Source organism: Microbacterium esteraromaticum, assembly GCF_016907315.1.
GTDB classification, from domain to species: Bacteria; Actinomycetota; Actinomycetes; order Actinomycetales; family Microbacteriaceae; genus Microbacterium; species Microbacterium esteraromaticum.
The window spans coordinates 1601585-1613141 of record NZ_JAFBBS010000001.1 but is presented as its reverse complement, the minus strand read 5'-3'; the positions used below and the strand labels follow the sequence as shown (position 1 = coordinate 1613141).

Here is an 11557-nt window from a genome sequence, read left to right as displayed (position 1 = left end):
GGCGTCCTGACCGCCCGCTCAGGCACCCGGCCTAGACTCGGATCATGGCTCAGCGGAACACCTGGCAGCGCGAACGCGTGCGCGATGCGCTCGCCGACGCGCGCGGCTTCGTGAGCGCCCAGTCCCTGCACGCCGACCTGCGTCAGGCGAACACCGGGATCGGTCTCGCCACGGTGTACCGCGCTCTGGCCGGGCTCGCCGCCTCGGGTGAGGCCGACTCGCTGCAGAGCCCTGAGGGCGAGGCGCTCTACCGCGCGTGCTCCACCGAGGGACACCACCACCACCTCATCTGCCGGTCGTGCGGGCTGACCGTCGAGATCGAGGCGAAGGATGTCGAGCAGTGGGCTCAGCGCACGGCATCCCTGCACGGCTTCCGCGACGCCGAGCACGTCGTCGACATCTTCGGCCTCTGCGCCTCGTGCGCCAACCGGCAGGATGCCGTGACCGGGGCCGCGCAGTGACGCTGACCGCGCCTGCGTCGGTGCCGCACGCGCACCGGCCGCCGCAGCGACGGCTGCCGACGGGAGCGGCGATCGCGATCGGCGCCGGAATCGTCGCCGTGCTCGTGCTCATCGACCTGCTGGCCCCGGCGCTCTTCCCGAAGGCCCTGCCCGACCGTGCGCAGGACGGCCTGACCCTCGCGCTGAGCGTGCTGATCGAGGCGCTGCCCTGGGTGATCCTGGGTGTGGTGCTGTCGATCGTCGTGCAGGTGTGGCTGCCCTCGGATGCCGTGCAGCGCTGGCTGCCCCGCAATGCGTGGGCCAGGCGCGGTGTGCTGTCGCTGCTGGGCATGTTCATCCCGGTCTGCGAGTGCGGCAACGTGCCGTTCGCCCGGGGTCTGATGATGCGTGGTCTGGCGCCGGCCGAGGCCATGACGTTCCTCATCGCGGCTCCGATCGTCAACCCGATCGTCATCCTCACCACGCATGCCGCGTTCGGGTGGGACGGCGGCATCCTCGTCGCGCGCCTGCTCGGCGGCTTCGTGATCGCCAATCTCCTCGGCTGGCTCTTCAGTCTTCGGCGCGATCAGCAGGCGCTGCTGACCGAGCGGTTCGTCGAGACCTGCGAGCACGTCACCCACGAGCCGGGCAGCCCCACACGTCGCAGCCTCGTGCAGTTCCTCGTCGAGCTGCGCGCTGTCATGCCCGCGCTGGTGATCGGATCGGCCCTCGCCGGCGCCGTGCAGGTCCTCGTGCCGCGCGACGTGCTTCTGGCGATCGGGTCGAACCCGGTGCTGTCGATCATCGCGATGGTGGCGCTCGCGATGACCGTGGCGATCTGCTCGAACGTCGACGCGTTCTTCGCCCTGTCGTTCGCCTCGACGTTCTCGTCGGGTGCGATCATCGCCTTCCTCATCGTCGGCCCGCTGGTCGATGTGAAGATGCTCGCGCTCCTGCGCACGACCTTCACGGCGCGCGTGCTCGCGGCGGTCGTCGGGGTCGTCGTCCTGTCTGCCTGCGTGATCGGGATCGGGGTGAACGTCCTTGGCTGATCATTCCTCCGCAGCACCGGATGCCCGTCGCGAGCGTCTGCGCGCCCTGGCCACCCGATGGCTGGGTGTCGGCCTCGCCACGGTCATCTCTGTGGTCACCCTCGTGCTCGCGTTCACCGGGCGGCTGACCCTCTACATCAGCCCTGAGACGGTCTGGTTCGCCGCGGCCGCCGCTGCGGTGACGCTCATCGTCGCCGTCTGGTCGTGCACCCTGCCGCTCGGTGCCGAGGGCGAGCACGACCACACGCATGCGCCCGCGGCGACGGATGCCCAGCAGCAGCGTCGACACCGCATGCAGACCACCGCGGTGGTGAGCGGCGGCATCATCGCCTCCGCCGTGGTCCTCGCGGGGCTCGTGCTGCCGCCGGCATCCCTCTCGGCCCAGCTCGCGCTGTCGCGGGTGGGCGAATCGCCGACGCTCTTCGCGGGCGCCGACGACGTGGCGCTGGGAGTCGCCGACACGACGAGCTTCGGAGTGGGCGACTGGTCGGTCGCGTTCGCGAACTCCACCCGCCCCGAGAAGTACGACGGCGCGGCCGTCACGCTCACGGGCTTCGTGACGCCGTCTCAGGACGGCGACGTGAACCTGACCCGCATGGTGATCTCGCACTGCGTGATCGACGCGCAGCCGGCATCCGTTCCGCTCAGCGGCGGCGGACTCGACGGCGACTACGCCACCGGGCAGTGGGTCGAGGTGACGGGTACGGTGCGCGCGGGCGATGCCGGCGAGCTGAGCATCGAATCGGCGACGGTGAAGAAGATCGACGAGCCCAAGGATCCGTATGAGTACTGACGGATCCGGCGAGCAGCCTCTCACCCGCGCCCAGCTGCGCGCGCTGCGTGCCGCCGACGATGCTGCCCAGCCCGCCGACGACTCTGCTCAGCCCGCAGATGACCCCCGCGCCGAGCCGGTGGCCGAGGCTGCGGATGGCGCACCGGCGCACGATAAGCATCCGTCATCTGACGAGCCTGCATCCGATGTGCCAGCGCCGGTGGGGGCCCCGACGGCCGACGAGGCGCCCGCGCCCACGGCGGCGCAGACGCAGACCGCGGAGCCGCAGACTCCCGTGCAGACGCAGACGTCCGCGGAGGCGCCCACGCCCGCGCGAACCCCTGCCCCGAGCGACCGGCGGTTCACGCTCACGCTGCTGTCGGTCCTGGGCATCCTGACTCTCGTCGCGGGGGTCCTCGCCGTCGTGAGCCTCGTGCAGGGGCCCCGGCTCAGCGACGTTCAGGTCGACCCCGCGCAGGCGATCGAGGCATCAGGAAGCCGCCTCATCCTCACCGCCAACCAGAGCCTCGACGACATCGATGCCGACCAGGTCACCGTCGAGCCGGCGGTGCCGTTCACGGTCGACGCCGGCGGTCGCAGCGTCGGCATCCGGTTCACCGTGCCCCTGCGCGACGACACGACCTATCGGGTCGCGGTCGCAGGCGTCACCGCCACCGGCGGGGGCAAGGCCGCGAACCTCGAGACGAGCTTCCGCACCCCGGCGTCGAACATCATGCTGCTGCAGCGCTCGGCCGACGGTGCCGACAAGATCTTCCTCTCCGACCTCAGCGGAGAGAAGGCCGCGGTGGTGTTCGAGCACCCGCGCATCAGCGACTTCCGCGCGACGACCGACGTGCTCGTCGTCGCCGTGGAGGAGAAGGACGGCTCCCGCCTGCTCGTGATGAACCGCGACGGATCAGGCGAGCGTGAGCTGCCGCTGCCGGGCGAGGGCTACGTCTCGTCGGTGCAGGTGTCTGACCGCGGCGGCCTCGTCGGATACAGCTACTCCGACCGCGAGCTCACCGAGACGTCGGGACGCGCGAGCGTGCTCGTGACCCAGTCGCTGAGCGGCGCAGGCGAACCGCGCGTCGTGCAGATCGACGACAAGGACGTGAACATCGCCGAGTGGCGGTTCGTGCCCGACTCGTCGTCGCTGCTGTTCATCGACTTCGACGGCTCGCTGAGCGTCGAGGACCCCACCGGCGACGCCGGCGCGCAGCCCATGGGCAAGGCCGCCAGCATCCTCGGAGTGAACCGGGGCACCTACACCGCTCTCGTCGAGCGGGTCGACGGCAGCCTGGTCGTGCTCGACCTGACCAGCGGCGGCGAGGAGCCGCTGCCCGCGTCGGATCCCGACTATGGAGATGCCGTCGGCATCGAGGCGTTCCCCGGCGGGACCCTGCGTCACGTCATCCAGCGCGACGAGCTCGGCATGCCAACGGGCCAGGCCGTGGTGAAGGTCGACGAGAAGGGGGCGGCGACCGTGATCGCCGAGGTCAGTGGCGAGGACTCGATCCTGCAGACCTGCGCATCGCCCGGCGGCCAGTACGTCGCCGTCGCCATCGCCCCCGATCTCGCGACCAACGACTACGACGACCTGCTGCTGCCCCTGCCCACGACCATGCACACCCGCCTGATCGACCTCGTCGGCGATCGCGAGCTGCCCACGCTCAGCGGCTTCGACATCTCGTGGTGCCGCACCGCCCCGCTGCCATGACGGGCTCACCGCGATGACGATCGAGCGCGCAGACCTGCTGGGCCTGCCGATCGAGGTGGCGCCCCGGCTGCTGGGAGCCGAGCTGCGCACGGTGGTCGACGGCATCGAGACGGCTCTGCGCATCACCGAGGTCGAGGCGTACCACGGCCGAGGAACCGGCGACGTGCCCGACCCCGGCTCGCACGCGCGGATGGGGCCGACCGCCCGCAATGCCACCATGTGGGGCGAGCCGGGGCACCTCTACGTCTACCTCAGCCATGGCATCCATTCGTGCATCAACGTCGTCTGCGGGCCCGAGGGGACCGCAGGGGGGATCCTGCTGCGCGCGGGCGAGATCGTCTCTGGCGTCGATGCCGCGGCGCACCGGCGTGGCGTCACGGCACCCCTGTCGCGCATCGCCTTGCGCGACCTCGCTCGCGGGCCGGGTCGTCTGGGCCAGGCACTCGGGCTGCGTCACGCGCTGCACGACGGAATCGACTTCGTCAATGGGGCCGAGCAGAACGGCGCTGTCGCCACGCTGAGCTGGGGCGAGCCGGTCGCCGATGTGTCAGAAGGCCCGCGCGTCGGCGTCGCGGGGATCGCGGGGACGGATGCCTTCCCCTGGCGCTACTGGATCACCGGCGACCCGACCGTGTCGCCGTTCCGCTGGGGCCGCGGCGCCCGAGAGGCGGCCGAGCAGCGCTGACCGGTTGCGCCTCTGACCGTCGAGAGCACCGGAACTCGCCGAGTGCACCGGGTGCCGACGTCGTCAGGTGGTTCGCTCGACGAGATGTGGTGGGCCCGACGACCGTCGGGCGGGCCCCACGGCATCGAGCAGGGTCACTCCGGCGTGCAGCCGCAGGATTCACGGATCCGCAGCCGGGTCGCGAACGCCCGGTGCCCGCGCTCGTCGCCCGATTCCATCAGGATGCGCACGGCAGCCTCCGCCATGGCCTCGAGCGGCTGGGCCGCCGTCGTCAGCCGCGGCCAGACGAAGTCGGCTGCGACCGTTCCGTCGAACGAGACGATCGCGACGTCGTCGGGCACGCGCTTGCCGTGCTGGCCGAATGCGGCGAGCATGCCGATCGCGATCTGGTCCGATGCCGCCAGCACCGCGCGCGGCGGGTGAGCCGCCTGCATGAGCTGCACCGCGGCCTCGTATCCGCCCTGGTAGGTGAAGGGCACGTGCATGAGCGGGCCGAGCGGCAGACCCGCTTCGGTCAGTGCCTCGCGCCACCCGCGCTCGCGCTCGTCGTACCGCGCAGCGCTTCCGACGAAGGCGATGTCACGGTAGCCGTGGCCGACGAGATGCGCGGTGGCCTCGTGCGCACCGATCGCGAAGTCGACGCCGACGCTGTGCAGCCCGTCGGTCTCGCCGAACTGGCCGATCACCACCGCCGGGATGCCCAGTGCCTCGACCAGTGACTGCTCGCGCGCGGTCAGCACGTCGGCGATGATCAGTCCGCCGATCTGACGCGACACGAGATCGCGGATCTGCTCCGCGGTGGGGACCTGCTCGCGGTCGGAGTTGACGATCAGCAGCGAGCGCCCGTTGTCGGCGCTCGCCTGATCCAGCGCGTGGCACAGCTCGGCGAAGAACGGGCTGCGGTTGTCGTGAACGAGAAGGCCGAACATGTCGGCCGACCCCATCGACAGCGCGCGAGCGGCGGCGTTCGGCCGGTAGCCGAGCACGCGCACCGCGTCGAGCACCCGCTCGCGGGTCAGCGGCGCGACGGCCTTCGGCCCGTCGTTGAGCACGTAGCTGACGACGGCCGTGCTGACGCCTGCGTATCGCGCGACGTCGGCGCGGGTCACCGACCGCGGTCGGCGGTCAGCGTGCATTCGGTTCGCCCATATCGGGAATCATAAGCCGCTCGCCCCCGCGGCGCGCCGAAGCGTGCGCGATCACGCCAGGAAGAGTGAACCTCGCGGCCTGCCAGGCGTTGACCGGCGGCAGCGTCTGATCGGTCACCGCGCGCACGAAGTCGTCGACGAGGAAGTGGTGGCTGCCCTCGTGGCCGTTGTGCAGCGACTGCAGCTCGGCGGGGATGCGCCGGCGCTCGTGCTCATGGATCGCGGCGTAGCCCGAGACGAACGCATCGCGGAGAGCCGGGGCGACGTTGGCGAGGGCGGGATCGTCGACGGATGCCGAGGCGTGGGTGTCGATGAGGTGCGAGATGTCCTCGATGCCGTCACGGTTCTGCCAGACGGTGGTGCGCGCGAGCTGCTCGAATGAGCCCTCGGTGCCGAACCAGCGGAACCGCGATTCACGCAGATGCGTCGGGTACCCCACGCGGCGGAACTCGTTGATGCGCATGGAGCCGCCCGCTGCCAGCTCGAACAGCGCGGTGGCGTTCGAGAAGTCGTTGTCGAATTGGCTGACTCCGCGCTCGAAGACCCCGTCGCCCCGCTCGTCGACGACGCCGATCGCCGAGACCGCGACGGCATGGGTCGGCCAGGCACCGAGCACGCCGCCGATGGAGTGCGTCGGATAGAGCAGCGGCGGATAGCTCGCCGTGCTCTTCCACGCCTCGCCGCCGGAGTACTGATAGGCCTCGTAGAAGCCGAGATCCATGTCGTGGATGTAGTCGCCCTCGCCGTAGAACAGCCTGCCGAACTCGCCCGATGCGACTTTCTGACGGGCGTAGACGGTCGAGGGGTTGTAGTAGCTGGTCTCGCCCATCATGTAGGTGAGCCCGGTCTCGCGCACCGCATCGACGATCGCGGCGATCTCGTCGACCGTGATGGCCATGGGCACGGCCGAGTAGACGTGCTTGCCGGCGCGCAGCGCCTCGACCACGAGCGGCCCGTGGGTCCAGCGCTGGGTGAAGATCGCGACCGAGTCGATATCGGGCGAGTCGAGCATCTCCTGGAAGCTGCCGAAGGTGCCGGCCAGGCCGGCGGATGCCACGAGCTCGGTCGCTCGTGAGGGCACGACGTCGGTGACGTGCACAGCCGAGACGCCGGGATGATGATGGAAGAGGGTGGCGAACTGACCCGCGAACTGGCCCGCGCCGACGAGCCCCAAGGTGAACGCCATATGCCGCAGTCTTCCACCGCGCGTCAACGGGTGTCAACTGAGTCAGGGATCTCGAAACCGTGCCCCTCAGAACGGTTTCGAGATCCCTGTATCCCCAGTGATCTACGCGGGTAGAGTACCACGACTCGCCCCGGAATGCACGTCGGGGTCTGACGGGTGTGAGGTCGGGTGATCAGGGGCGTTCGGGTGGCGCCGTGCCCCGTGCTAGACTGACTCCTTGTCTGTGCACACTCCTGTGCGCAGTTCGTATCCCACATCTCCTGAGCGGCCTTGTGCTGTGCCTGCGAGTGGGATGCAGACAAGGGATCTTGGGTGAGGCCGTCCGGTCTCACGGTAATGAAGGAGTCACAAAATGGCAGCAGTGTGCCAGGTGACCGGTGCTGTTCCCGGCTTCGGTCACAACATCTCGCACTCGCACCGCCGGACGAAGCGTCGCTTCGACCCGAACGTGCAGAAGAAGACCTACTACGTGCCGTCGCTCGGTCGTAAGGTCACCCTGAACGTGTCCGCCAAGGGCATCAAGGTGATCGACGCTCGCGGCATCGAGAAGGTCGTCGCAGACCTCAAGGCGAAGGGTGTGAAGCTCTAATGGCCAAGAAGGCTCAGGACATCCGTCCGATCATCAAGCTGCGCTCGACGGCGGGCACCGGTTACACCTACGTGACCAAGAAGAACCGCCGCAACACCCCCGACCGCCTCGTGCTGAAGAAGTACGACCCGGTGGTTCGCAAGCACGTCGAATTCCGAGAGGAGCGTTGATCCATGGCTAAGAAGAGCAAGATCGCGCGTAACGAGCAGCGCAAGGTCATCGTCGAGCGCTACGCCGAGCGTCGCGCCGAGCTGAAGAAGACCCTGGTCGACCCGAACGCCACTGACGAGGCTCGCGAGGCCGCTCGCGTCGGCCTTCAGAAGCTGCCGCGCAACGCGTCGCCGATCCGCGTCCGTTCGCGTGACGCCATCGACGGCCGCCCCCGTGGCGTGCTCACGAAGTTCGGCATCTCGCGTGTCCGCTTCCGTGACATGGCTCACCGCGGCGAGCTGCCCGGCATCACCAAGTCGAGCTGGTAAGCATCCGCTTCAGAAAGGGGCGAGGATCTTCGGATCCTCGCCCCTTTCTCGTTCCCGGACTGTGCCGCGTCACTCGATCGGGGGCAGGGTGGCTCCAGTGGCCGCCTCGGCGACCGAGCGCATGACGCGGATGGCTTCGGTGCGGGTGATCTGAGGATCACGGGCGGCGATGCGGAACCCCAGGTAGTCCTCGAGCGACATCAGCGCCCGTGCGGTGTCGACGGCGTCCGCCGAGAGGGTGAAGGCGCCGGCGGCGGCGCCGGAGTTCAGCACATCGACGTACAGCTGCACCTGCCGGTGGTAGATGCCCTGCACGTCTTCCCGTGCGTCGAGCCGGAATCCTGCGGCGAGCACGGCCTCCCAGATCACCCGCCACTCCGTGTCGTCAACGCCACGCGGGAGGCCGTCTCCGATCAGCGCGGCGAGCTGAGCGGCGTGGTCGGCGAGAGACGAGACGGTCTCGCGCCGTTCGTCGAGGAATCGGCGGTCGGAGCGTGCGGCCAGGGCGGCGAGCAGGGCATCGACGGTCTTGAAGTAGTAGCGGATGGCGTTGACGGTCAGATCCATCTCGCTGGCGACGTCGCGCAGGTGCAGCCCCTCCACGCCCTGGCGCTCGATCACGCGGATCGCCGCGTCGAGTATCTCTCTCGCCCGCTGATCGCGATTGCTCGGCCGTGCCACGCCTGCTCCCTCGGTAGACCGTCGTCGTCTGATCCATCTTGCCCGGTCGCCGAAGTCGCATCGGCGAACCTCTTGCGCTCCCGGGGGAGATGAGTCATTCTTTTCACATCATGCAAGAAACTCCGGAACCCCCCTCGTCCCTGCGCGCTCGCGACCTGGGGATCGTCGTCGGCACGCACCCCACAGGACGCCACAACGCGATCACCGACGTCGCGGGAGTGCGGGTCGGACACGCCACCCTCACCTCGGCCCCCGGACAGGACCCCGTTGTCAACACCGGGGTGACCGTCGTGATCCCTCACGACGACATCTGGCGCGAGCCGGTCTTCGCCGGCGCGCACCGGCTCAACGGCAGCGGGGAGATGACCGGCCTGGAGTGGGTCCGAGAATCCGGAGAGCTCACGACCCCGGTAGCGCTGACCAACACGCACAGCGTCGGAGTCGTCCGAGATGCGCTCGTGCGTCAGCAGGTCGCCGAACGGGGCGACGGGCTGTACTGGAGTCTGCCCGTCGTCGCAGAGACCTATGACGGCCTGCTCAACGACATCAACGGCCACCACGTCACCGCCGACCACCTCGACGCGGCGCTGCAGGCCGCGAGTGCGGGCGAGGTCGGCGAGGGCTGCGTCGGCGGCGGCACAGGCATGATCTGCCACGACTTCAAGGGCGGCATCGGAACGGCCTCCCGGGTCACCGAGACCGCCGCAGGACCGTACACGGTGGGCGTGCTCGTGCAGGCGAACTACGGTCGCCGCGAGCGACTGCGCATCAACGGCGTCGGCGTGGGCGAGCGCATCGGCCCCGACATCATCCCGGTGCCTGACCACAGCGCGCGCTTCGAGCGAGGATCGGGGTCGATCGTCGTGATCGTGGCGACGGATGCCCCTCTGCTGCCTCACCAGTGCACGCGTCTGGCCCAGCGGGCAGCGCTGGCGGTCGCGCGCATGGGCGGCACCGGCGAGCAGTACAGCGGTGATCTCATGCTGGCCTTCTCGACGGCGAACCGCGGCATCCCTCCCTACGCGTGGGACGAGGACGCCGGCACCGCCCGCGCCGAGATCCCGCTGCGGATGGTGGCGCCCCAGCTGATGACGCGGCTGTTCGATCTCACCGTCGAAGCGACCGAGGAGGCGATCGTGAACTGCCTCGTCGCGGCGCACACCACGACAGGACCCGGGGGAGTCACCGCTCACTCCCTCGATCACGCGCTGTTGCGCACCGCCCTCGCCACACCGCAGTGACGCAGGGTGCAGGACAAATTCAAGGAGGAACATGTCCATGCACATATCGCCCATAGAGTCGGATCGCGCCGACACGACGCGACTCTCGGGGCAGCTCGGCACGCCGGCGATCGTGCTCATGGTGGTCGCCGCCGCCGCACCCCTCACGGTCATCGGCGGGAACATGCCCCTCGCCATCGGCCTCGGCAACGGCGCGGGCGCTCCGGTGGGCTTCCTCGCGGCGGCCGTCGTGCTGCTCGTCTTCAGCGTCGGCTTCGTGAAGATGACGCCGCACGTTCGGGAGGCAGGCGCGTTCTACTCCTACGTGACGAGAGGCCTGGGTCGAAGGCCGGGGATGGGCATCGCATTCGTCGCCCTCGTCGCCTACACCGCGATCCAGGCCGGCATCTACGGATACATCGGCTGGGCCATCGACGACACCGTGCGCTTCTACGGTGGACCGAGCATCCCCTGGCCGATCTACTCGGCGGCGACCCTGGTCATCGTCGCGCTGCTGGGGTACCGGCACATCGACGTGAGCGCGAAGGTGCTCGGCGTCGCCCTGGCACTCGAGATCGGCATCGTCGTGGTGCTCGACCTCGTGATCCTCGCCAATCCAGGGCCAGACGGTCTGACGCTCGCGCCGTTCCAGCCGTCGGTCTTCACGGAAGGAGCCCTCGGGGTGGCGGTGCTGTTCGCTCTGACCGGGTTCATCGGGTTCGAATCGACGGCGATCTTCCGCGACGAGGCGCGCGACCCGAGCCGCACGATCCCCCGGGCCACATACATCTCGGTGCTGCTCATCGGAGTGTTCTACGCCGTGACCTGCTGGATGTTCGTCGTCGCCGATGGCACCCAGGGCGTCGTGACGAATGCCGATCGCACGCTCGCGGGGGAGGGGAACATGCTGCTCGAGACGACGGCGTCGATGCTCGGCACGATCGGGCGCGACATCGTCAACGTCCTCCTTCTGACCAGCCTGTTCGCGTGCGTCCTCTCGTTCCACAACGTCATCACCCGCTACCAGTTCACGCTCGCCGGAAACGGATACCTCCCTCGGTGGCTCGATCACGTGCATCCCGCGCATCGCTCGCCCTCACGCTCATCTCTCGTGCAGACGGTGACGGCGTTCGTCATCCTCGCCGTGTTCGCGCTGTTCCAGGTGGATCCGCTCGTCGGAGTGTTCGGATCGATGGCCGGAGTCGCCACCGTCGGAATGATGATCCTTCTGCTGTCGACGACCCTCGCGGTGATCGTGTTCTTCGCCAGGGACACCGACGCGAACGCCGGCAGGGTGTGGACGACACGCGTCGTGCCCCTGATCGCGATCGTCGGGCTGCTCATCTGCCTGTGGCTGGTGCTGTCGAACTTCACGCTCGTGACCGGCGGAAGCGTCGCCGTCAGCATCGGCCTCGCCGTGGTTCCCTTCGTCGCCCTGGCCATCGGCATGTCGGTCCGGAGGCGCGGCGCGGTCGCGCGTCCGGATGCAGCGGATGAGGGCGACTGACAGGCCGCTCGGGCATCCGATCCGCCCGAATCTGTGACTGAAGTGACCAAAGTGACGGAACTCGCCGAGAAATCACGCCAA

General features: G+C 69.1%; 13 protein-coding genes. 10 read left to right on the top strand and 3 right to left on the bottom strand.

Annotated elements, in window-relative coordinates:
• Positions 1 to 44 precede the first annotated feature (44 nt).
• From JOE67_RS07885 to JOE67_RS07865, 5 genes are read left to right on the top strand one after another with little or no spacing between them, the layout of a single operon-like run.
• Positions 45 to 461 carry a Fur family transcriptional regulator gene (locus JOE67_RS07885; RefSeq protein WP_204974927.1) on the top strand — a complete coding sequence of 139 codons (417 nt, stop codon included), beginning with the start codon at positions 45 to 47 and terminating at the stop codon, positions 459 to 461.
• On the top strand, positions 458 to 1492 hold the full coding sequence (locus tag JOE67_RS07880) for a permease (RefSeq protein ID WP_420827639.1): 1035 nt from the start codon (positions 458 to 460) through the stop codon (positions 1490 to 1492). Before JOE67_RS07885 ends, JOE67_RS07880 begins: the two co-directional genes overlap by 4 nt.
• Positions 1485 to 2285 carry a TIGR03943 family putative permease subunit gene (locus tag JOE67_RS07875; protein ID WP_239528049.1) on the top strand — a complete coding sequence of 267 codons (801 nt, stop codon included), beginning with the start codon at positions 1485 to 1487 and terminating at the stop codon, positions 2283 to 2285. The genes JOE67_RS07880 and JOE67_RS07875 overlap by 8 nt, the downstream gene beginning before the upstream one ends.
• Positions 2275 to 3981: a hypothetical protein gene (locus JOE67_RS07870; RefSeq protein ID WP_204974926.1), complete on the top strand. Its 1707-nt coding sequence runs from the start codon at positions 2275 to 2277 to the stop codon at positions 3979 to 3981. Before JOE67_RS07875 ends, JOE67_RS07870 begins: the two co-directional genes overlap by 11 nt.
• 13 nt (positions 3982 to 3994) lie before the next feature.
• The gene (locus JOE67_RS07865) at positions 3995 to 4666 is read left to right on the top strand and encodes a DNA-3-methyladenine glycosylase (protein WP_204974925.1); all 672 of its coding nucleotides are present in this window, start codon (positions 3995 to 3997) and stop codon (positions 4664 to 4666) included.
• A gap of 134 nt (positions 4667 to 4800) precedes the next feature.
• On the opposite strand, the gene JOE67_RS07860 is transcribed toward JOE67_RS07865, so the two are convergent.
• Together JOE67_RS07860 and JOE67_RS07855 are read right to left on the bottom strand one after the other, a co-directional pair.
• Positions 4801 to 5802: a LacI family DNA-binding transcriptional regulator gene (locus JOE67_RS07860; protein WP_204974924.1), complete on the bottom strand. Its 1002-nt coding sequence runs from the start codon at positions 5800 to 5802 to the stop codon at positions 4801 to 4803.
• Positions 5792 to 7000 carry a Gfo/Idh/MocA family protein gene (locus tag JOE67_RS07855; RefSeq protein WP_204974923.1) on the bottom strand — a complete coding sequence of 403 codons (1209 nt, stop codon included), beginning with the start codon at positions 6998 to 7000 and terminating at the stop codon, positions 5792 to 5794. The genes JOE67_RS07860 and JOE67_RS07855 overlap by 11 nt, the downstream gene beginning before the upstream one ends.
• Positions 7001 to 7352: 352 nt before the next feature.
• Between JOE67_RS07855 and rpmB the strand changes: the two genes are divergently transcribed.
• Genes rpmB through rpsN form a run of 3 tightly spaced genes read left to right on the top strand, consistent with a single transcriptional unit; the run spans position 7353 to position 8068 of the window.
• The gene (gene rpmB, locus JOE67_RS07850) at positions 7353 to 7589 is read left to right on the top strand and encodes a 50S ribosomal protein L28 (protein WP_071645079.1); all 237 of its coding nucleotides are present in this window, start codon (positions 7353 to 7355) and stop codon (positions 7587 to 7589) included.
• Positions 7589 to 7759 carry a 50S ribosomal protein L33 gene (rpmG, locus tag JOE67_RS07845; RefSeq protein ID WP_045250846.1) on the top strand — a complete coding sequence of 57 codons (171 nt, stop codon included), beginning with the start codon at positions 7589 to 7591 and terminating at the stop codon, positions 7757 to 7759. The genes rpmB and rpmG overlap by 1 nt, the downstream gene beginning before the upstream one ends.
• A 3-nt stretch (positions 7760 to 7762) precedes the next feature.
• The gene (gene rpsN / locus JOE67_RS07840) at positions 7763 to 8068 is read left to right on the top strand and encodes a 30S ribosomal protein S14 (protein ID WP_099195867.1); all 306 of its coding nucleotides are present in this window, start codon (positions 7763 to 7765) and stop codon (positions 8066 to 8068) included.
• Between the two features lie 69 nt (positions 8069 to 8137).
• Here the strand turns inward: rpsN and JOE67_RS07835 are convergent, their stop codons facing one another.
• Complete coding sequence (locus tag JOE67_RS07835; protein ID WP_204974922.1) at positions 8138 to 8749, bottom strand: TetR family transcriptional regulator; 612 nt, start codon at positions 8747 to 8749, stop codon at positions 8138 to 8140.
• A gap of 110 nt (positions 8750 to 8859) precedes the next feature.
• Here JOE67_RS07835 and JOE67_RS07830 point away from each other — a divergent pair, with 110 nt between their 5' ends.
• Positions 8860 to 9990 carry a DmpA family aminopeptidase gene (locus JOE67_RS07830; RefSeq protein WP_204974921.1) on the top strand — a complete coding sequence of 377 codons (1131 nt, stop codon included), beginning with the start codon at positions 8860 to 8862 and terminating at the stop codon, positions 9988 to 9990.
• Between the two features lie 31 nt (positions 9991 to 10021).
• On the top strand, positions 10022 to 11476 hold the full coding sequence (locus tag JOE67_RS07825) for an APC family permease (RefSeq protein WP_239528047.1): 1455 nt from the start codon (positions 10022 to 10024) through the stop codon (positions 11474 to 11476).
• Positions 11477 to 11557: the final 81 nt, after the last annotated feature.